This window comes from Paenibacillus bovis (assembly GCF_001421015.2).
Classification (GTDB): Bacteria; Bacillota; Bacilli; order Paenibacillales; family Paenibacillaceae; genus Saccharibacillus; species Saccharibacillus bovis.
In genome coordinates this window covers 5,218,049-5,240,351 of the sequence record NZ_CP013023.1, presented here as the reverse complement: position 1 = coordinate 5,240,351, position 22,303 = coordinate 5,218,049, and the positions used below count along the sequence as shown (strand labels likewise).

The 22,303-nt window shown below is 49.3% G+C and carries 13 protein-coding genes; 11 read left to right on the top strand and 2 right to left on the bottom strand.

Annotated features, from left to right (window positions below; translation table 11 throughout):
- Positions 1–64 precede the first annotated feature (64 nt).
- The 6 genes from AR543_RS22530 (at position 65) to AR543_RS22505 (ending at position 8,002) form a co-directional block, all read left to right on the top strand.
- Positions 65–1,621: an MDR family MFS transporter gene (locus tag AR543_RS22530; RefSeq protein WP_060536497.1), complete on the top strand. Its 1,557-nt coding sequence runs from the start codon at positions 65–67 to the stop codon at positions 1,619–1,621.
- 242 nt (positions 1,622–1,863) lie between these two features.
- Positions 1,864–2,550 (top strand): cell division ATP-binding protein FtsE, encoded by a 687-nt coding sequence (ftsE, locus tag AR543_RS22525; protein ID WP_017815490.1) that lies wholly within the window; start codon positions 1,864–1,866, stop codon positions 2,548–2,550.
- On the top strand, positions 2,540–3,460 hold the full coding sequence (gene ftsX / locus AR543_RS22520; RefSeq protein WP_060536496.1) for a permease-like cell division protein FtsX: 921 nt from the start codon (positions 2,540–2,542) through the stop codon (positions 3,458–3,460). Before ftsE ends, ftsX begins: the two co-directional genes overlap by 11 nt.
- Before the next feature lie 138 nt (positions 3,461–3,598).
- The gene (locus AR543_RS22515; protein WP_060536495.1) at positions 3,599–4,891 is read left to right on the top strand and encodes a murein hydrolase activator EnvC family protein; all 1,293 of its coding nucleotides are present in this window, start codon (positions 3,599–3,601) and stop codon (positions 4,889–4,891) included.
- A gap of 44 nt (positions 4,892–4,935) precedes the next feature.
- Entirely contained in the window at positions 4,936–6,393 is a 1,458-nt protein-coding gene (locus AR543_RS22510) for a S41 family peptidase (protein WP_060536494.1), read from the top strand.
- A 169-nt stretch (positions 6,394–6,562) separates the two neighbouring features.
- Complete coding sequence (locus tag AR543_RS22505; RefSeq protein ID WP_060536493.1) at positions 6,563–8,002, top strand: PDZ domain-containing protein; 1,440 nt, start codon at positions 6,563–6,565, stop codon at positions 8,000–8,002.
- Between the two features lie 202 nt (positions 8,003–8,204).
- Here AR543_RS22505 and AR543_RS22500 read toward each other — a convergent pair whose 3' ends face one another.
- Together AR543_RS22500 and AR543_RS22495 are read right to left on the bottom strand one after the other, a co-directional pair.
- A complete protein-coding gene (locus AR543_RS22500) occupies positions 8,205–9,011 on the bottom strand; it encodes a flagellar motor protein MotB (RefSeq protein WP_060536492.1) in 807 nt (268 codons plus the stop codon).
- A 2-nt stretch (positions 9,012–9,013) separates the two neighbouring features.
- The gene (locus tag AR543_RS22495) at positions 9,014–9,799 is read right to left on the bottom strand and encodes a flagellar motor protein (RefSeq protein ID WP_060536491.1); all 786 of its coding nucleotides are present in this window, start codon (positions 9,797–9,799) and stop codon (positions 9,014–9,016) included.
- A 371-nt stretch (positions 9,800–10,170) separates the two neighbouring features.
- On the opposite strand from AR543_RS22495, the gene uvrB reads away from it, so the two are divergent.
- From uvrB to AR543_RS22470, 5 genes are all read left to right on the top strand, one after another.
- Positions 10,171–12,171 carry an excinuclease ABC subunit UvrB gene (gene uvrB, locus AR543_RS22490; protein WP_060536490.1) on the top strand — a complete coding sequence of 667 codons (2,001 nt, stop codon included), beginning with the start codon at positions 10,171–10,173 and terminating at the stop codon, positions 12,169–12,171.
- A gap of 222 nt (positions 12,172–12,393) precedes the next feature.
- The gene (gene uvrA, locus AR543_RS22485) at positions 12,394–15,255 is read left to right on the top strand and encodes an excinuclease ABC subunit UvrA (protein ID WP_060536489.1); all 2,862 of its coding nucleotides are present in this window, start codon (positions 12,394–12,396) and stop codon (positions 15,253–15,255) included.
- Positions 15,256–15,474: 219 nt separating this feature from the next.
- The gene (locus AR543_RS22480) at positions 15,475–16,629 is read left to right on the top strand and encodes a S1C family serine protease (protein ID WP_060536488.1); all 1,155 of its coding nucleotides are present in this window, start codon (positions 15,475–15,477) and stop codon (positions 16,627–16,629) included.
- Positions 16,630–16,683: 54 nt separating this feature from the next.
- The gene (locus AR543_RS22475) at positions 16,684–18,621 is read left to right on the top strand and encodes a stalk domain-containing protein (protein ID WP_060536487.1); all 1,938 of its coding nucleotides are present in this window, start codon (positions 16,684–16,686) and stop codon (positions 18,619–18,621) included.
- A gap of 787 nt (positions 18,622–19,408) precedes the next feature.
- The gene (locus AR543_RS22470; RefSeq protein ID WP_060536486.1) at positions 19,409–21,919 is read left to right on the top strand and encodes a U32 family peptidase; all 2,511 of its coding nucleotides are present in this window, start codon (positions 19,409–19,411) and stop codon (positions 21,917–21,919) included.
- Positions 21,920–22,303: the final 384 nt, after the last annotated feature.

The following is a 22,303-nucleotide window of genomic DNA, read 5'->3' as shown; positions in this document are numbered from 1 at the left end:
AACATATGTATTGTTGCATGTGATCACAAGGCAATGGTGAAAGCAAAATAAGGGGTGTGTAACTATGGCTCAAAGAGCGGTAGCTCAAAAAAGCACGTTAAAAACCGGCTGGATTGTAGCAGGACTGCTGCTGGGTATATTTATCGCTTCAATCGACAACACGATTGTAGCGACTGCCATCGCGACGATTGTTGGCGATCTGGGCGGGTTTGATCAGTTTGTCTGGGTGACTTCTGCTTATCTGGTGGCTTCGCTGGCAGGAACACCGATTTTCGGTAAATTATCCGATATGTATGGACGGCGACGATTTTTTATTTTTGGACTGGTAATGTTTATGATCGGTTCGATCTTGTGCGGAACTGCGCATTCGATTGTAGAGCTCAGTATTTACCGGGCGATCCAGGGAATTGGAGGCGGCGCGCTGGTACCGATTGCGTTTACAATCGTGTTTGATACGTTTCCACCGGAAAAACGGGGCAAAATGACAGGTCTACTGGGAGCGGTATTTGGAATGTCCAGTTTGTTTGGGCCCCTGCTGGGCGCTTATATTACCGAGTATTTCAGCTGGCGGTGGGTATTCTATATCAATGTACCATTAGGCATTGTATCCTTGCTGCTGATCGTTATCTTTTACAAGGAATCCCTGGAACGTTCGCGGCAAAAGATTGACTGGGCAGGTGCCGGTCTGCTCGTTGGTGCGGTTGTATCCCTGATGTTTGCGCTGGAGCTGGGCGGGGGCACGTATGCGTGGAATTCGGCAGTGATTATCGGTTTGTTCAGCTGTTTTATTGTGCTGGCAGCTGCTTTTGTACTGGTGGAGCGCCGTGCGGCAGAGCCGATTATTTCGTTCCCGATGTTCCGCAAGCAGCTGTTTGCAGGCAGTGTAGCGGCATCGTTCTTTTATGGAGCCGCCTTTATTACGGTTACATTATATATTCCTATTTATGTACAGGGAGTTACCGGAGGCACAGCAGTGAACTCCGGTCTGACGCTGATGCCGATGACGATTGGCTCGGTGATTGCTGCGATGATGGGTGGTATTCTGGTTAATAAAATGCCGTTTCGCCGAATTATGCTGTTCTCGGCGGTTGTATTTACCTTTGGCATGTTCCTGCTCAGTCGTCTGACAGCAGATACTCCTACCTGGCTGCTGGTAACCGATCTGGCGATCACCGGGTTTGGTATCGGATTCTCCTTTTCCGTGCTGGGGATTAGCGGAATTCAGGAATTTGATTTCCGGCAGCGCGGTGCAGCCAATTCCACGCTTTCCTTTGTCCGTTCGCTGGGCATGTCGATTGGCGTGACTGTATTCGGATTGGTACAGCGCAGTCTGCTCAGCGGCAGAATCAACGAGCAGATAGGCACAGGCGGATCGCAGCCGGCCGGCATGGATCTTTCGGCTATTGATCCGAGAGCCCTTTTATCGGAAGAAATGCAGTCGCGGATACCGGCAGCTGTTCTGGAAATGATCCGTCAGGCATTGACGGTATCGGTCGCCGGTACATTTGGCTGGGCGATTATCCCGGCGATCGGTGCGTTGATTGCCGTGGCACTGATGGGTGGCAGCCGGGCGATATCTTCCGATTCAGCCACTGCCAAACCGAATATGAAAAAGGGCTGAGCCCGTTAGCAGCCTAAGAACACAGCAGAAAGCCCGGTTTCATTGTCAAAATGAAATCGGGCTTTTTTGATTCTGTGGATATTTTCGCGTTATTATAGTACTCAAGAGGTAACGAATTTGTTACAATAGAGATTGTTGAATTGTTCATAAATCTGGTCAAAACCTTATGATTATTGCGTTTCCCGTTACCTATGAAGCGAATGTTATTGTCATAATTGAACCTGTGCTTAGGAAGTGATGAATTGATAGAGATGCAAGACGTATGGAAAACGTACCCGAATGGTGCTCATGCCCTGCAAGGTGTTTCCGTAAAAATTGACCGTAATGAGTTTGTATACGTGGTCGGGCCTTCCGGAGCCGGCAAGTCCACCTTTATGAAATTAATGTACCGCGAAGAACAGCCGACCAAAGGACAGATTTCGGTAAACGGCTTTAATTTGAGCAAGCTCAAGCAGCGCAAAATTCCGCTGCTGCGCCGGAATATAGGCGTCATTTTCCAGGATTTCCGTCTGCTGCCCAAGCTGACTGCCTACGAGAATGTCGCTTTTGCCATGGAAGTTATCGAAGCGCCAAGACGGCAGATCAAAAAGCGGGTCATGGAAGTGCTCGATCTTGTCGGTCTGCAAAGCAAAGCCAATCGTTATCCGGACCATCTGTCCGGCGGGGAACAGCAGCGGATCGCGATTGCCAGAGCGATCGTCAATAATCCTTCTGTGATTATTGCGGACGAGCCGACAGGTAACCTTGATCCGGAGACATCCTACGGGATTATGCAGCTGCTGGACGAAATTAATTTTCGGGGGACCACGATCATTATGGCTACACATAATAGAGATATCGTCAATTCCATGCGTCGACGCGTACTGGCGATTGAGAACGGTATGATTGTCAGAGACCAGATCAGAGGGGAGTACGGTTATGAATTTTAGTACCTTCTTGCGGCACATGCGGGAAGGGTTTAGAAGCGTATTCCGCAACGGATGGATGTCGATAGCGTCCATCACCTCGATTATTGTGTCCCTGTTTATTTTGGGCGTATTTATACTGCTCGTTTTTAATGTCAATAACCTGGCAGACCAGGCTGACAGTCAGGTAGAAGTCAATGTATTTTTGGAACTGAATGTGAATCAAGACCTGCGCGAACAGCTGCAGGACGAAATTAGCAAAATGCCGGAAGTCAGCAATATCCGTTATATCCCCAAGGATAAGGGATTGGAAGAGCTGCGTGAGAACCTCGGCGAGGGCGGCGAAAGCTTCCTTGAAGGCTATGCCAAAGATAACAACCCGCTGCCGGATGCTTTCCGGGTGCAGGTAATCGAAGCAACCACTGTACCTTTTGTTGCTCAAAAGATCGAAGCACTCAATACGGAGCATGTAGAGAAGCCGATTCTCAAAGTACGTTATGGTGGTGAGACGGTACAGACCTTGTTCAAGGTTACAGCATTGATCCGCAATATTGGATTGATCCTGGTTGCGGCTCTGGCACTGATGGCGATGTTCCTGATTGCCAATACAATTCGTGTGACGATCCTGGCACGCCGCCGGGAGATCAGTATTATGAAGCTTGTCGGTGCGACCAATCAGTTTATCCGGTGGCCGTTCTTTATAGAAGGGGCACTGCTGGGCGGGATTGGATCGATCGTGACTATTATTATTCTGTTTGTCGGGTATCATCAGCTGGTTGTCGCTTCGGTGACTTCACTCAGCATGGCCTCCATGGTCACACTGATCCCGCTGCAGCAAATCTGGCTGTGGCTCGGCGGATTGCTGCTTGCACTGGGCATTGTGATCGGAGTATGGGGAAGTACGGTATCGATTCGCCGTTTCCTGAAAGTTTAATTCAATAATTTACCAGAAAATGTTTGAAAACTATCAAGGTATCCACTCAGGCTGCCGATAATAAAGTTGACGTAATTGCTGAATGCCGGAATCGACTATTTCAAACAACCTATAAATGTTAAAAGGATGGGAAAACAATTGAAAAAAGTCGCATCAGTCATGGCCATCATGTTATTGGCCGCTGCAGTGGTACAACCTGGACACGGATATGCTGCCAAATCTTCGAGCGAGATTCAAAAAGAACTGAACGCCGTCGAGCAAAAGGCTCACAAGGCTGAACTGCAGCAGAAAAAAGCACAGGCTCAAAAGCAAAAATCGGCAGCACTGAAGAAAAGCGCTCAAAAAAACCTGAGTAACGTACTGCAGGCGATTAATGAAGTGAACAGCCAGCTGTCACGGGTGTCCAATAATATAACGAAGACCGAATCGGGTCTGCGTCAGTCCAAAAAAGATCTGGCCGAAGCCAAAGAACGTATCAAGGCACGTGAAGGCATGATTGATACGCGCGTAAGACTGATGTATACGGATGGCAGAGTATCCTATCTGGATGTACTGATGTCTTCCACCAGCTTTTCCGATTTTGTAGAGCGCGCAGATTCGCTGCGTATGATTGTAGACCAGGATCAGGATATCCTGGCACAGCATGAGAAAGACAAACAATTTGTCATTGTGACTCAAAATAAATTAAAAGCACAGTATGCCTATGCCAAAAGCCTGTATGCTGAAAAAGCAGAACGCAAAGGTGAACTGAATGCCAAAGAAAACGAAAAACAGCGTCTGATTGCCAAATACGACCTGCAGATCGAGAATGCCGAAGAAGCAACAGCAGAGCAGGAGCAGGCACTGTGGGATCTGGCTGACAGACGTGCAGCTCTGTATCGTGAGAAAACAGCTGCCGAAGCCCAAGAACGAGCAGCAGCCGAAGCGCGTGCGGCCGCAGAAGCTGCAGCAGCCGCTGCCGCAGCGGCGGCATCCGGTGGAGGAAGTTCTTCGGGCGGTAGCAGCGGTGGTGGAGGCGGGGGTTACCAGGCCAGCGGTACTGGACTGCTGGGTGTGCCTGTTATTGGCGCTCGTCTGTCTTCTCCGTTTGGTTATCGGACCAACCCGGTTACCGGTATTTACAAATTGCACGCGGGTGTGGATTTTGCAGCACCTCAGGGCACGCCTATTATTGCAGCAGACGGTGGTACAGTAGTCGTAGCAGGAGCAATGAGCGGCTATGGTAATGCTGTTATTATCGATCACGGCAATGGTATTCAGACATTGTACGGTCATATCCGTAATGGTGGTGTGATGGTATCTTCAGGCCAGAGTGTTAGCAAAGGCCAAAAGATTGCCGAAGTAGGTTCGACCGGTAATTCTACCGGACCACACTGTCACTTTGAAGTACGGGTAAATGGAACAGCGGTCGATCCGATGGGTTATCTGTAAGCTATCGGATCGACGGGTTGAATGGAGAGAGGCGGTAATACACGATGAGAAAACGCACGGTGGCACTGCTCATTATTGCCATGATGGTGCTCAGCAGCGTACTGACGCTGGCTGTAGTCAATCTACCGTCTTTTGTGCAAAGAGCTTCAATGGGACAGGGCGTAATCGGCGCGCTGAGTGGCGGTGGACTCACCGACCAGGAACAAAGCAAGCTGAGTACGGTAGCCAGTCTGATTGAAAATAATTATTACCAGAATGTAGATGAAAATAAACTGGTGGATGGAGCGATCAACGGGATGCTCGAAGCGCTTGGTGATCCTTACTCCAGTTATATGGATACCGATACTGCCGGACAATTCTCTGAATCGATCGCAGGTTCCTTTACCGGAATTGGCGCGGAAGTGTCTGAGGATAACGGTAATGTTGTTATTGTATCTCCGATCAAAGGTTCGCCGGCAGAAAAAGCCGGACTGCGTGCCAAGGATATTATTGTCTCCGTCAATGGAGAAAGTCTGTCCGGCAAAGAACTCAATGCAGCTGTTGCCAAAATCCGCGGCGAAAAAGGATCAACGGCTAAGCTGGAAGTCAAACGTGCCGGCAGCAGTGATACGATGACATTCGATATTGTACGTGATGATATCGCGATGGAGACGGTATACGCACGTATGACCAAGGATAAAATCGGTGTAATCGAGATTACCCAGTTCTCCCTGAATACAGCGCAGCGCTTCGAAGAGGAGCTGCACAAGCTGGATGCCCAGGGCATGAAGGGACTTGTAATCGATGTACGTAACAATCCAGGCGGTGTATTGTCTGTCGTTGAAGAAATGGCAGAACAATTTGTACCCAAAGGCAAAGCTCTGGTACAGGTCGAGGACAAAAACGGTCAGCGTCAGGTAACCAACTCGAACGGTCAGGGAGTAAACTATCCGATCGCGGTTGTAACCAATGGTGGCAGTGCGAGTGCCTCCGAGATTCTGGCAGGTGCCCTCAAGCAGTCTGCCGGCGCTACGCTGTATGGAGAAACGACCTACGGTAAAGGCACCGTGCAGACCAGTATGGATAATCTGTTCAATGATGGCAGTCTGATCAAGATTACGATTGCCAAGTGGCTGACACCTAACGGTGACTGGATTCACAAAAAAGGAATCAAGCCCGACGTAAAAGTGGCTCCACCGGATTATTACACGGTGACACCGATCAACAAGGATAAAACCCTCAAGTACGATATGAATAACAATGATGTGAAAAGTGCGCAGATTATGCTTGCCGGACTGGATTACAAAGTAGATCGTAAAGATGGCTATTTTGATCGCAGTACCGAAATAGCAGTGAAAACTTTCCAAAAAGATCACAAGCTTGTTGTTAACGGTACACTGGATGCCAAAACAGCAGCTGAATTGGAAGCCGAACTGATCAAGCATATCCAGGACCCGCAATACGATGTACAACTGAATAAAGCCATCGCCGGCGTGAAGCAGCAGTTGAGCGCAACAAAGTAAAGTCCACGGAGTATAATGCTATAACAGCATGGAACCGTCGGAATTGCATCTGAGTAATAAGACGATGGATTGTAAAAAGAAGGCTGTCACAGCCTTCTTTTTTTATGTACAATAAAGAATGTTGGACAGCAAGTTGGCAGGTATGGAAAGCAAAGGAGTGTGAAGCGTGATGGCAGTGTTGGGAGAAGCACTCCGTATCACTGGTGGGGCGATAGGACAGCTGCTTTCGCAGCCATTTTACTATATATTTCTGATTGGATTGCTGCTGCATTATCGGCGGCAGGGAATACTGGAACGCAAACTGTTTAATATACGTGTACATATTTATGCCGGCAGGGTAGTTCGTACCGTTCTTACCGGACTGGTTATTGGGTGTATTCTGTCGGCAGTCATGCTTGGAATTGGTATACATATCGAAAAGGAAATCGTCTGGTGCCTCGGTATCATCATCGTGCTGCTGTCGCTGATTCGCCTGCGTCTGGCGCACCTGATGGATGCGCTCGCTGTGCTGATGGTAGTTCATGTAGCGTTACTGCTTTTCCCGTCATGGCAACCGCAAGGCTGGATTGGACAGACGGTAATAGCTATTCGTCAGGCGGATCTGCCGGGCCTGCTGATGATTGCCGTGCTGCTGCAGGCGGCCGAAGCGGTACTGTTCCGTCTGCAGGGACCTGCTTTGTCTTCGCCGGTAGTGATCGAGGGCAAGCGGGGCAAGCCGGTAGGGGCCTATGCGATGGAAGCTTTTTGGCCGGTACCGCTCTGGCTGCTGATGCCGGCGGCTGGTGGGTTTATTTTACCCTGGACGCCGCTGCATAACGGTGAATTCTGGAGCGGCGGAGCAGTAGTTACCGCGCTGCCGGTGATGATTGGCTGCAGTATCCTGACCCAGAGCCGACTGCCTGGAGACAAGGCACGTATCGTATCCAAGCGGCTGCTGCTCGGCAGCTTGGCACTGCTGGTGCTGGCTGCCGGCGCACTCTGGTGGCCGCCACTGGCTGTGCCCGCTATCTGTATCGCTGTGATCTGGCGCGAGGTGGTTGTCTATCTGAGCAGACGTGAAGAACTGGAGAGTATACCGCTGTATACCGAGACACTGCGCGGTCTGCGGATACTGGATGTTATTCCCGGCAGCCCGGCGCATGAACTGGGCATTCGAGCTGCGGAGACGGTCTATAAAGTAAACGGCATACCTGTACATCATCCGCAATCTCTGCATGAAGCACTGCGAATGAATCCGGCTTTTTGCAAGCTGGAAATCCTCAATATTCATGGAGAAAGCAAGTTTTTGCAGCGAGCGATTTACGCCGGGGATCATCATCAGCTGGGCATGATTTTTGCTCCCGATGATCACGCACCTGTTTCTCCTGATATTCAGCAACTGTCTGCTTTTCATTTGTTGGTTCGTCCGCGAACGCGGCGTCTTTCCTCGGGAAATACGGAATCATCCGGCAACTTGCTATTGGCTGCCGAATCAGCAGTTTTGTCAGAAGAACCTGTTTCTCCGGCAGAAAAGCTAGATACAGCGCCCGAAGATCATCAATCTGCACTGTCTGATGATAACTATAGTCTTCCGAAACGAAAACGCCGTACAGATAACAACAAGCACTAAGACGATCTATAAACAAGGGAATCCATAAAGCGGATCATAATACTATTCAGCAGATCATGACATTATCCATACTATGAATCATATGACTATGAAGCCTATGATTTACAATCATTACGGTCGTATGAACAATAATAAAAGCACACGGACTATCCGGGAGTATCCCGCTGTCCGTGTGCTTTTGCTATATCTGGCTTGTATCCGGCTATTCTTGCAGCTGGCGCAGCACGATAATTTCCACGCGCCGGTTTTTCTGGCGTCCGGCAGCGGTAGAGTTGTCGGCTGAAGGACGCGTCGCTCCATAACCCGCATACTGAAAATTGGCCTGATCCAGTTTCTTTGTATCAATAAAATAACGCAGTACGGACAAGGCCCGTGCGCCTGACAACTCCCAGTTATCCTGATATCGGGAAGCATAGACGATCGGCAGATTGTCTGTATGCCCCTCGATACTGATAGTTGTATTGATCGACTGGAACAGGCTGGCGAGCCGAGCCAATGTGCCCAGTGAACGCGCTTTGAGATCGGCTTGACCTTCGTCGAACAGGAATTGGTCGCTCAGGGTAATAGAGATCCCCTGCGGCTTATCCACTACCGATACCTGATTCTGCAGATTGTTGGTATCTACATAATTTTCAATAACCTGCATCAGATTGGCAAGTTCCTGCTCCTGCTTGCGAAAAGCTTCTTCGCGGCTGGTCAGCTGTTCCTGCCCTTTGTCGCCGCCTTGCTGTCCTGCCTGATTCTGCTCGGAGTCGGTACCACCGTTGTTCACATTCTGACCAGCGGTACCGGTAACGCCCTTGCCGCCGTCCAGCACCGAGTTGGCACTCTGGAAAGTGAGCTGCAGCGACTCGGTCAACACTTTGTATTTATCGGAATCAATCTGGCTGACCGAATACATCACGACAAAGAAAATTAGCAGCAGTGTAATCAAATCGGCATAAGTAATCAACCAACGATCTTTGTGATCATGTCCGGTATTTTTGTTGCGGCGAGAATAACGTCGCATCGTTATTCCTCCCTCATTCGTGGTTCGTTATCGGAATAACCATCTGTATCTGTCAGGAAGGTCTCCAGTTTGCGTCGTACCAACTGAGGATTTTCTCCATTCTGGATAGAAAGGATACCTTCGAGCAGCATTTCCATTGTCAGCGTCTCCAGTTCACTGCGCGCCCGGATCTTGGAAGCGAGCGGCAGGAAAATCAGGTTGGCGCTGGCTACACCGTACAGGGTAGCGGTAAAAGCTACAGCTATCGAACTGCCCAGACCGGTAGGCTCACTGAGACTGCCCAGTACCTGGATCAGACCCATGACCGTACCGATAATCCCCATAGTCGGTGCGTAACCACCGGCCGAATCGAAAATTTTGGCATGCTGTTCATATTCCTGCTCGACTTTGGCCATCTCCAGTTCAAGAATCTGACGGATAACGTCCCGGTCCGTGCCATCCACAACCTGCTGCAGACCTTCGCGTAGAAAAGCATTTTCATGCGATACCGCTTGCGGCTCCAGAGCGAGTACTCCGGCGCGCCGGGCATGCATGGACATATTAACCACATCTTCGATCAGCTGCTCATTATCCGAGCGAACCGGAACAAGTACCGTCCGGATAGCCTGCGGCAGTCTTTTCAGACGCGAAGCCGGAAAACTGATAGCGACAGCGGCGGCTGTACCACCAAACACGATCAGTGCAGCCGCTCCCTGAAGCAATCCTCCCGCGTCGCCGCCTTCCCATAAAAACCCCCCAATCAATGCAGCGATCCCTGCAATAATACCGATAATCGTTGTTAAATCCATGTATCCATCTCCTGTTCTGCGTCTGGGAAGTAGTTAGCTGTAACTGTGTGCCAGCCCCCTGGAAAGAAAGCAGGCCATGCCTTGATATGAAAAAAACGTCTGAAAAATTTGTCGTTTACAGACGTGTTTCAATTGCATAAGTAAAATTTGGAGAGTATAATAGAAGGGAACAAACATTCCTATTTGGAACATTAGGTTGTTAAATTATGTTATATAAGTATTAACCAATAATGAGATTCGTCTATTCAGGATGTGCCATTACAGCCAACGTTGGGTAAAGTATTATGTGTCCGGCACTCTGATGAACGGTCTCTTTTGTTATTATCGGGCAAGCGTAATATATATTTTAGACGATAGGGTGATGCAGGGCAATGAACGATATTGTTGTCAGCTCCAAAAAATTCGAGATAGAGTCGGAATTCACTCCGCAGGGTGACCAGCCTGCCGCGATTGAAGAGCTCGTACAGGGCGTACAGCAGGGCAAGAAGTTCCAGACACTGCTGGGCGCGACCGGTACAGGAAAGACCTTTACTGTTGCACAGACGATTTCCAAGCTCCAGCGTCCTACACTGGTTATTGCACATAACAAGACGTTGGCAGCCCAGCTGGCGAGCGAGTTCAAGGAATTTTTCCCCAATAACTCGGTCGATTATTTTGTCAGCTATTATGATTATTATCAGCCGGAAGCGTATATTCCGTCTTCCGACACGTATATCGAGAAAGACTCCAGTATTAATGAAGAGATCGACAAGCTTCGTCACTCGGCGACTAGCTCACTGTTTGAACGCCGTGATGTTATTATTGTAGCCAGCGTATCCTGTATCTATGGTCTCGGTTCGCCGCAGGAATATGGTGGCATGCTGCTGTCTCTGCGTGTAGGCATGGAAAAGTCACGCAACGAGATTTTGTCGCGTCTGGTCGATATCCAGTATCAGCGCAATGATATCAATTTTGTGCGCGGTACTTTCCGGGTACGGGGCGACGTTATCGAGATTTTCCCGGCTTCCAAAAGTGAGCATGCTATACGGGTCGAACTGTTCGGGGATGAGATCGAACGGATTACCGAGATTGATGTACTGACCGGCGAGCTGATCGGTGAACGCGAACATATTGCGATTTTCCCGGCGTCTCACTTTGTTACCAAAGAAGAGACGATGAAAGTCGCGCTCAAAAATATCGAGCGTGAACTGGAAGACCGCCTCGCCGTGCTCAATGAGCAGGGCAAATTGCTAGAAGCGCAGCGGCTCGAACAGCGTACCCGCTATGATATCGAGATGATGAAAGAAGTCGGTTTCTGCTCCGGTATCGAGAACTATTCCGGGCCGCTGACTTTCCGTGAACGTGGAGATACGCCGTTTACCCTGCTGGACTATTTCCCGGATGACATGCTGATTGTGGTCGATGAGTCGCATGTGACCCTGCCGCAGATCCGGGCGATGTACAATGGTGACCAGGCGCGCAAAAATGTGCTGGTGGATCACGGATTCCGTCTGCCATCTGCACTGGATAACCGTCCATTGAAATTTGAAGAGTTTGAGGACAAGATCAATCAGATCATTTTCGTATCGGCTACGCCGGGACCTTATGAGCTAGAGCACTGCGAGACAACGACTCAGCAGATTATCCGTCCTACCGGCTTGCTGGATCCGATTATCGAAGTGCGTCCGACCAAAGGACAGATTGATGATCTGATCAATGAGATTCGTATTCGGATTGAACGGGATGAGCGCGTACTGGTTACGACGCTGACCAAGAAAATGTCCGAAGATCTCACCGATTATCTCAAAGAAGTCGGAATCAAGGTCAGGTATATGCACTCCGATATCAAGACATTGGAGCGTATGGCTATTCTGAGGGATCTGCGGCTGGGTACATTCCATGTGCTTGTCGGGATCAACCTGCTGCGGGAAGGATTGGATCTGCCGGAAGTTTCGCTGGTCACTATTCTGGATGCCGACAAGGAAGGATTCCTGCGTTCGGAGCGTTCGCTTATACAGACGATTGGACGGGCAGCGCGTAACTCCGAAGGCCGGGTTATTATGTACGGTGACAAAGTGACCGACTCCATGGCTAGCGCCATGCGGGAAACCGAACGCCGCCGTACGATCCAGATTGCCTATAACGAAGAACATGGCATTACCCCACAAACGATCCGCAAAAAAGTACGTGATGTCATTGAAGCGACCAAAGTGGCTGAAGGCAAAGCGGACTATATGGCGGAAGCAGGCAAAGCCAAGATGTCCAAGCGCGACCGGATGGCGCTGATTCAGCGTCTGGAGAACGAGATGAAGTCTGCTGCCAAAGAGCTTCAGTTCGAACGTGCCGCCGAACTGCGTGATGCGGTACTGGAACTGCGGGCAGAAATCAGCTAATTTCTGTCGTTCCTGAATGTTGACAGCTGGACTCCTACAGCATGAACATGATACACAATCCAAGGTTGTTGGGTAATTCCGGATACAGAACCGGAATTCCCGGCAACCTTTATCATAGTTGGGCCGTTTATGCGCACAGCTCTTACATTTTGCAGATACACTACAAAATGACGGGCGGCGTTGTGATTATTCCGGAAGCACCGGATTTGGAGGTTGGATTATTTGTCGAATAAACATATTGAAATTAAGGGCGCGCGAGCGCATAATCTTAAAAATATTGATATCAGCATCCCGCGTGACCGCTTTGTCGTATTGACCGGTCTGAGCGGCTCGGGTAAATCTTCACTGGCATTTGATACCATTTATGCCGAAGGTCAGCGTCGTTATGTCGAGTCTCTGTCTGCCTATGCACGTCAGTTCCTCGGACAAATGGACAAACCAGACGTGGATTCGATCGAAGGTCTGTCTCCGGCAATCTCGATCGACCAGAAAACGACGAGCCGTAACCCTCGTTCTACAGTCGGAACCGTAACCGAGATTTATGATTATCTGCGTCTATTGTTCGCACGTGTGGGTCATCCGCATTGTCCGAATCATGGTGTCGAGATCACATCCCAGACGGTCGAGCAGATGGTAGACCGGATTATGGAATATCCGGAACGTACCCGTCTGCAGATTCTGGCTCCGGTCATCTCCGGTCGCAAAGGTGAACACAAAAGTATTTTCTCGGAAATCTCCAAGCAGGGCTTTGTCCGTGTCCGTGTAAACGGGGAACTGCGTGATCTGTCCGAAGATATTCAGCTGGAAAAAAACAAAAAACATACGATTGAAGTCGTAGTTGACCGGATCGTGGTCAAGGAAGACGTAGCCGTACGTCTGGCCGACTCGATCGAGATGGCGCTCAAAATGTCCGGTGGTCAGCTGCTGGTCGATATTATCGGTCAGGAAGAGCTGCGCTTCAGCTCCAACTTTGCCTGTCCGATCTGTGGATTCAGTATCGAAGAGCTGGCACCGCGGATGTTCTCGTTTAACAGCCCATTTGGTGCTTGCCCGGAATGTGATGGTCTGGGTATCCGTATGGTGGTAGATCGTGATCTGCTGATTCCCGATCGCAGCAAAACAATCGAAGAAGGTGCTTTCCAGGCATGGAGCGGCGGATTATCCAACTACTATCCACAGTTCCTGAAATCGGTCTGTCAGCACTATAAGATTCCGACAGATGTACCGCTCTCCGAACTAAAAGAAGAACAGATCAATCTGATCTTGAATGGCTCGGATGGACAAAAGATTCGTTTCCGCTACGAAAGTGATTTTGGACGGGTCAAGGAAGCTCATGTCGTATTCGAAGGCATTATTCCCAATCTGGAACGCCGCTACAAGGATACTTCATCCGAGAGTATGCGCGAATATATCGAAGGTTATATGAGTGCCAAGCCTTGTCCGGTATGTAAAGGAAAGCGTCTCAAAAAAGAAATTCTGGCCGTGAGTGTGGACAAGCGAAATATCGCTGATATTACCGATCTGCCTATTGGTGAAGCCAAGCAATTTTTTGAGCATATTCATCTGAGTGAAAAGGAACAGAGTATTGCGCGCCTGATCCTCAAGGAAATCTGCAGCCGGCTTGGATTCCTCGTGAATGTCGGTCTGGAGTATCTGACCATGTCCCGTGCAGCAGGCACGTTGTCCGGTGGGGAAGCCCAGCGGATTCGTCTGGCGACCCAGATCGGTTCCAGTCTGACCGGCGTACTGTATATTCTGGATGAGCCGAGTATCGGTCTGCACCAGCGCGATAACGATCGTCTGATCAAGACGCTCGAGCATATGCGTGATCTGGGCAATACGCTGATCGTCGTAGAGCATGATGAGGATACGATGATGGCAGCGGATCATATTATCGATATTGGTCCGGGAGCCGGTATCCATGGCGGTCAGGTCATTGCCCAGGGTACACCGGCGGAGATTATGGAAGATCCCAACTCACTGACCGGACAGTATCTGAGCGGCCGCAAATTCGTTCCTGTGCCGCTGGAACGTCGTAAAACGGATAATCGCTGGCTGGAGATTCGCGGTGCCAAGGAAAACAACCTCAAGAATATTAATGTCAAAATTCCAATTGGCGTCTTTACCGCAGTAACCGGAGTATCCGGCTCTGGTAAATCAACACTGGTCAACGAGATTCTGTACAAAACACTGGCACGCGATCTGAACAAGGCACGCGTTATTCCGGGACAGTATCGCGAAATTCGTGGCCTGGAGCATATTGAGAAAGTAATCGATATCGACCAGTCGCCAATCGGCCGCACGCCTCGTTCCAACCCGGCGACCTATACCGGCGTATTCGATGATATTCGTGACTTGTTCGCACAGACGAATGAAGCCAAAGTACGTGGTTACAAAAAAGGCCGCTTCAGCTTTAATATCAAGGGCGGCCGCTGTGAAGCCTGCCGCGGTGACGGTATTATCAAAATCGAGATGCACTTCCTGCCGGATGTATACGTTCCGTGCGAAGTCTGCAAAGGTCAGCGTTATAACCGCGAGACCCTCGAAGTGAAATACAAAAACCGCAATATCGCCGATGTGCTGGATATGACGGTTGAAGATGCTGTGGATTTCTTCCAGAACATCCCGCGTATTCACCGCAAAATGCAAACCCTGCTCGATGTAGGTCTGGGCTATGTGAAGCTGGGTCAACCGGCCACTACATTGTCCGGTGGTGAAGCGCAGCGCGTGAAGCTGGCTTCCGAACTGCATCGCCGCAGTACCGGCAAAACAATGTATATCCTGGATGAGCCGACTACCGGTCTTCATGTGGATGATATCGATCGTCTGCTGGTTGTGCTGCATCGTCTGGTTGATTCCGGCGAATCGGTACTGGTTATCGAGCATAATCTGGATGTGATCAAAACAGCCGACTATCTGATCGATCTGGGACCAGAGGGCGGTAGTGGTGGCGGTACGATTCTCGCTTCCGGTACGCCGGAGGATATCACCAGGGTAGAAGGATCCTATACCGGCCATTACCTCAAACCTGTGCTTGAACGCGACACGGCACGTAGTCGTGAACTAGAGAGCAGTCAGGTCTAATCTTTTTCTGCTTCATCTTTTTAGTTTGAGCAGGCTGTTGAAGGCAAATAAGCTTTCTTTGTATTCAACAGCCTGCTTATTTATACATAAAGATAGGCTTCTGGGTAATTGTGCCTGAATACAGGAATATGGTACTCTGGATTCAGACTCATTTTACTGTAATTACCAGTTAAATGGTGGACACGCAAGCAACTATAGAAAGGCTGGATGAATTTGAAAATGTTTTCCTCGAAAATACCTGCACTTGTACTACTGGCTTCGGCTTTTACCGTGTCTGCCCCTTATGCGACTATGGCTTCTGCAGCAGATTGGACTTCTCATTATACATACCAGGCACCACAATTGGGTGCTTCTTCCACCCATCCCGGATACAGCAAAATTATCGCCAAGGTATCTCCTTCTGTTGTTGGCATCGTTGGTATACCAACACCGGAAGCAATGGCTGAAGAAAGCAGCAGTGATGACAGTGACGATGGCGGTTACGGTCAGGACAAAGAAGGCATTGCTTTTGGTTCGGGCGTAATTATTGCCTCCAACGGCTGGATCGTGACCAATGCCCATGTTATCGACAGCATGCAGGAAGGCGCCAAGGTCATTACGTCCGAAGCAAATGGACAGAGCAAGACCTATCTGGTCAAAGAAATCTACAGCGACACCGTAAGCGATCTGGCGCTGATCAAGATTAATGCGACCGGACTCAAAACAGCTTCGTTTGTCTCCGGTAACCAGAAGCCCGAAGTGGGTGAGCAGGTAATCGCTATCGGTACGCCGCTGTCTCTCTCTCTTCGCAACTCGGCTACATCCGGTATTATTAGCGGTGTAAACCGTGCGGTGGATGCTTCTTACAGCCTGCTTCAGACAGATGCAGCGATTAACCCCGGTAACAGCGGCGGCCCGCTGGTGAATATGGACGGCAAAGTAATCGGCATCAATACGATGAAATATGAAGCACTGGGTGTCGATAATCTGGGCTTCACTATTCCGGCCGACACTGTAGAATACATTATCGACCAGCTGTACGAGTATGGCGAAGTACGCCGCGCTTCTATCGGAGTACAGCTGCAGGAGAGCGAAGACGCACTGATCGGTATGCCGACCAATGATGCGATGACCGTCACCGAAGTACGATCCGCAGCTGCCAAAAAAGCAGGCATCAAAGAAGGCGATGTGCTCTACAGCATTAATGGTAAAAGAGTCCATACAACGGTTGAATTAAATGAGCTGCTCAAAGCATATGCTCCCGGCCAGACCGTCAAATTGATGATGCAATCCGGAGGAGATATTGTAAGCCGCACGCTGAAGCTGACCCAGGCGCAGCCTGAAGATCTGATCGATAGCAGCCAGGCAGACGAGGAAGCTTCTCCTGAACAGTAATAAGCGATTGACCGGAGAGATTATCTACTTTGACTATAGAAATGAGGAAACGGAATGAACAAATGGGTGCGTATCGCTGCCACCGGCCTGCTGGCTTCCATAATTACACTCACAACGGCGTATGCCGGAGTACATACAGCAGCTGCAGCTGAACTGCTGGAACTCAAAATCAAAAAAGGCAGCACTGCCGCTGCGATCAACGGTGAAAAAGAAACGATCGTCAAACCGTATGAAGCGGGTGGAGTTACCATGGTGCAGCTGGGATTGTTTTCCCGTGCCTTCCATGCCGATGTACAGCTGCATGAGAATAACATCGTCCAGCTCACTTCGGGCAAACATATCATTTCCATGAAAATCGGTAGTAAAGCCGCGACGATTAATGGCAAAAAAGTAACGCTGGACGCAGCACCGGTAATGAAATCCAATACACTGATGGTGCCTCTGCGTTCACTGGTGCAGGGTATCGGTGGCAAAATGAAAGTTGTCTCCGGCCAGATTATTATTACACTGCCTGCATCTGCTGCGCAGACAGGCGATAGCAGCAGCGCAAGTGAACACGCGGATAAAAAGCTGGTAGGTAGCAGCCAGTACCAATGGACAATCAATTATCCGGAAGACCTGGTCTATATGGAAGGTTCGAGCAGCGGCACAGTCAATTTTATGGATAAGAAAAGTACGTATCTGCTGCAGATATCGGTACAACCGGATACCGTCAGTTCTTCCGTCTATGGACAGTCCGATCCCGAAGATCTGCTGGATTATCTCGTTGGATACAACGAAGAATTGGGCGAGACTGTACTGGATCAGCAGGTCATGAACAGTCCGGCTGGAGATTATGCCAGAGTGATCAGTCGCTCCGAAGAAGGTTATTTGTCCGAGAACAGACTATATTCGGGTAATGGCAATTTGTATTATGTGATGTATGTTGATTCCGAAGCGTACAGCTACAAAGACTTTGATGGAGCAGCAGATCTGCTGGATTCGTTCCGGATGTCCTTTGATAGCGGCAATAAAACAATAGAGGATATCGCCTCTACCGAATCCGGCGAAGAGCCAGTAGCCAGCGATAATATGCTGTCCAATGAAGAGTATGGTATCTCGGCGTCCTTGCCATCCAACTGGTCACTTAACAGTGATACGCTGGAGGCAGGAACAGCAGATGGCGGCTATACCGGAATCTATGCTTATAGTGCCCCGGCTGGCGCAACCGTTCAGGACTGGGCCAAGCAGATCCAGACCTGGTTTGGCGACAACTTTACATCGGATCACTATCGCTATGTGAGCACGACAGAACGCCAGGTTGGCAACCAGACAGCGACAGTGAATCAGATGCAATATACGTATGATGGTGATATCTGGTATACCGAGTACCAGATTCTGTTCCAGCGTGATGGATACCGCTATTATATGGAATATGGCGGAATGTCCGATTCGCCGACACTCACTTCCGATCTGGAAGCTATTCTGTCGACCGTTTCACTGGATTTTGATGCCTTGCAGGAGAATTTCGGCAAGCTGCCGGTGGATTATTATTCCGAAGACCGCAGCAAAACAGTGACCCGTACATCCAAAAATTACGGCTACAGTCTACAGGTACCGCGTTACTGGGTCAGTGCCAGCAATAACTATGAATCCACAAGCGTAAGCTTCCAGCATAGCGGTGGCAGTTTCGATATTACTGTGGATTATGCCAGTTCTCTGGATAAAGCTGTAGCCAAATGGAAAGCGAGCCTTTCCAAAAATGGCACTGCAGCTACTGCCAACAGTCAAATTCCGGAAGGTACAGCAACGACATTTGCCGGTGTACCCGCCTATACGTTTACAGTATCCTATCCGGACGCTTCAACACCATATCAGGCTAACTACACCATCTTTAATAAAGGCAAACGAACTTACATTTTGTCCAGCGAACTCAATACAGCCAACAATACACCATTCCATCAGGCTGAAATCTCCAAAGTAATGAATTCGTTCCAATGGTTAAGCAAATAAGCTTATTTCCTACATCGATGACAATATAAAGCGTGTCTGCTCCAAATCTTATCCAGAATGCCGTTCTATCATACTGCCTCTGTTTTAATGACAGAGTGCAGCACGATAGAACGGTATTTTTTCATGCTTTTAAACGTACCTATGCATCCACTTGCCCTGCAAGCTTGCCGTAGTATACATACAGTCTGCCAGAGGAATTTATAACGTACTCGTATAAAAACTTTACATACAACGTGCTTATATAAAGTTTTTATATACCACATTCATATATAAAGAACTTGTATGTAACGAACTTGCATGTAACACACTCACTTACTACGAACTCACGCGCAAAGTGCTTGCACACGCACATAACGCAAGAAAGGAAATAAGGGGAAAGGACAACATTTAAGCCTGGAGGTCACCCTTCCCTTTACCATCCCAAAGATCTCCAGGCTTAACCGGAGGACGTCCCCTTATTCCTTTCTGGAGTGAATGAAGCACAAAACACCACACCGTCATTTGTATCCCCATCTTTACAACTCAATAAGTCGATTATTGCTCCGCATTTGCAAACTCCACAATATTTCATTAATTTTCATACAAATTTAAACGATACTGTAGATACCCCGCTCCATGTCTGTTACACTGAATTAGAATCATTTTAAATTGAGGTGCAAGAACCCAGCGGTCCATAAAGCGGATTCAGCACCGGCGTATGTCGAATACCATAACCATCAGGATGAACTTTCATCCGCGAATAGAGTATTGCCTGGGCATCAGGCAATCCGGGAGGATAACAATCTACATGACTACAGCATTACGAAGAGAAGACGTGGAGCTTCTGGCGCCGGCAGGCGACTGGGACTGCATGCGGGCGGCGGTAGCTAATGGAGCAGACGCAGTCTTTTTTGGCGTGGAGAAATTTAACGCGCGTGCGCGGGCGAATAATTTCCGTATGGATGAATTGCCGGAGATCATGGCGTTTTTGCATAGCTATGGAGTCAAAGGCTTTTTGACGTTTAATATACTTGTTTTCGAGAACGAACTGGAAGATGCCAAGGAACTGATCGATGCCTGCGTGGATGCAGGTGTGGATGCGGTTATCGTACAGGATCTGGGTCTGGTCAAAATGATCCGTGAGATCTCGCCGGACTTCCCGATTCATGGTTCGACCCAGATGACGATCACTTCACCGGAAGCGGTGGAATTCACCAAGCCGTTCAATATGGAACGTGTCGTACTGGGCCGCGAGAACAACCTCAAGCAGATCCAGAAAATCGGCGAACAGGCTCGTCTGCCGATGGAAGTATTCGTACACGGCGCATTATGTGTATCGTACTCCGGACAATGCCTGACCTCGGAAATGTGGGGCGGACGCTCTGCCAACCGCGGGGAATGTGCGCAGGCTTGCCGTTTGCCGTATGATCTGATCGTAGATGGCGAGCAGAAGATCATGGGCGACGTAACTTATCTGCTGTCACCAAAAGATCTGGCAGCGATCGATATCATGCCGGAGCTGATCGAAGCAGGCGTAACATCCTTCAAAATCGAAGGTCGTCTGAAAAGCCCGACGTATGTAGCGAACGTGGTCAGCAAATATCGCAAAGCGATTGATCGTTACTTTGAAGGGGACAGCACACCGATCAGCCGCGAAGATATTCGTGAGCTGGAACAGAGCTTTTCCCGCGGATTTACCCATGGCTTCCTCGATGGAACCAACAACAAAAAGCTGGTAGATGGTACTTTCCCGAAAAGCCGCGGCGTATACCTCGGTCGCGTCGAGAAAATCCTGCGTGACGGCGTTGTCTGCCGTCTGGAAGCTCCGGTGAAGCGCGGCGACGGTATCGTATTCGATGCCGGCGACCCAACGCAAAAAGAAGAAGGCGGACGGATCTATGATCTGCGTCGTCAGGGCGTTAAGCTCGAAGGCGAAGCGGGAGAAAGCTGGATTGTGGATATCGTACCAGGTCGCAGCGATGTAAACCTCAAAAAGGTACACGTTGGGGACAAGATCTGGAAAACCAACGATCCTGCGCTGGATAAACGCATGAGACAGACGTATGAGACCGACAAGCCGTACCGCGTATTCCCGGTACATGTCAAAGCGATCGGTCATGCCGGTCAGCCACTGGTCACTTACTGGACCGATGTGCAAAAAGGTGTAACGATCCGCGTAGATTCCGAGATGGAACTGGAAATCGCAGCCAAGCGTCCGATGACTGCCGAACTGCTGGAAGAACAGTTTGGTCGCCTGGGCGGTACCATTTTCCAACTGGATGAACTGGAAGTACAGCTGCATGGCGATATTATCATCCCGATGCGTGAACTGAATGCGATTCGCCGCCAGGCGGTAGAACAGCTGGAAGGCGAACGTCCAAAACCGCCAGTCTATATCAAGCGTGATATTGCGACTTACGAGGATATTGCTCCGGCTACAGCTCCGGTCCAAGGTACCGAAGCGATGCTGACAGCACTGTGCCGTACATTGGAGCAAGTGGAAGCTGTTGTGAAGACCGATGTAGAGATGATCTATGCGGACTTTGAGTTTATCAAGCAGTTCCCGGCAGCTGTAGCCGCTGTACGCGCAGCCGGCAAAAAGATTGCGCTGGCAACGCCGCGTATTCATATGCCTGGTGAAAATGGCTATCATGCCAATATTCTGCGTCTGCAGCCGGATGCGGTATTGGTACGTAATACGGGTGCATTGTACTACTATCTGGCACGTCGCCAGAGTCATCCGCAGGAGAACCATCCACAGCTGATCGGTGATTTCTCGCTGAACATTGCGAACCACAAAGCGGTAAGCCTATTCCTGGACTCCGGCGTAGATATGGTCACTCCATCCTATGATCTGAATATCCAGCAAATGGTCGATCTGCTGGGACGTAGTCAGACTTCCCGGATGGAAGTGGTTATCCACCAGCATCTGCCGATGTTCCATACCGAGCACTGTGTATATTGTACGTTCCTGAGTGAAGGTACCGACTTCACCAATTGTGGACGTCCATGTGAAGACAGCCGGGTTTCCCTGCAGGATCGGATCGGTATGTCTCATCCGGTACGTGTCGATGAAGGTTGCCGTAATACGGTATACAATGCAATCGAGCAGTCCGGAGCAGAATACCTGAAGGATTTCCTGGAGTTGGGTGTGCCTAGATACCGTGTAGAGTTCCTGGAAGAGACGCCAGAGCAGGTTCTGGAAGTTATCGAACTGTACAGCAAAGCGCTGCGCGGCGAGATTAGCGGTACTCAGGTATGGCGCAGTCTCAAAGCAACCAACCAGCTGGGCGTTACACGCGGTCAACTGGTAAAATAAACAGATGAACTGGATAAATATGTGGATAGACCAAAATGATATACAGCAAATGTATATCTGCGGAGAAGTTATCCGCAAATCATCCACATTATCTACAGGAGGGTGTCATTTATGGCATCCTCTTTTTGATTTATCCCCAATATAGCTACGGATTTCTTCTTTTTGATGCTATATTATCTGATGAAATAAAAATATTATCCTCAGCCTATCCACAAATTAATCAAAACAATAGTGAACATAGCAGCAAATATAATAGTAAAAGCCGGGAATAGAGGAGAATAACCTATCGTTTCATCATAAAGCTGCGAATGACTGAATCCGTAAATTATCGATCAAACGATATGGATAAGCACAAATGTGTCTTTTTCACAGGTTATCCACATA

Bases quoted from the DNA above. Each gene is read 5' to 3' on its own strand.
- AR543_RS22530 (WP_060536497.1), top strand. From the start codon at position 65: ATGGCTCAAAGAGCGGTAGCTCAAAAAAGCACGTTAAAAACCGGCTGG.
- ftsX (WP_060536496.1), top strand. From the start codon at position 2,540: ATGAATTTTAGTACCTTCTTGCGGCACATGCGGGAAGGGTTTAGAAGC.
- AR543_RS22510 (WP_060536494.1), top strand. From the start codon at position 4,936: ATGAGAAAACGCACGGTGGCACTGCTCATTATTGCCATGATGGTGCTC.
- AR543_RS22505 (WP_060536493.1), top strand. From the start codon at position 6,563: ATGGCAGTGTTGGGAGAAGCACTCCGTATCACTGGTGGGGCGATAGGA.
- AR543_RS22500 (WP_060536492.1), bottom strand. From the start codon at position 9,011: ATGCGACGTTATTCTCGCCGCAACAAAAATACCGGACATGATCACAAA.
- AR543_RS22495 (WP_060536491.1), bottom strand. From the start codon at position 9,799: ATGGATTTAACAACGATTATCGGTATTATTGCAGGGATCGCTGCATTG.
- uvrB (WP_060536490.1), top strand. From the start codon at position 10,171: ATGAACGATATTGTTGTCAGCTCCAAAAAATTCGAGATAGAGTCGGAA.
- AR543_RS22480 (WP_060536488.1), top strand. From the start codon at position 15,475: ATGTTTTCCTCGAAAATACCTGCACTTGTACTACTGGCTTCGGCTTTT.
- AR543_RS22475 (WP_060536487.1), top strand. From the start codon at position 16,684: ATGAACAAATGGGTGCGTATCGCTGCCACCGGCCTGCTGGCTTCCATA.
- AR543_RS22470 (WP_060536486.1), top strand. From the start codon at position 19,409: ATGACTACAGCATTACGAAGAGAAGACGTGGAGCTTCTGGCGCCGGCA.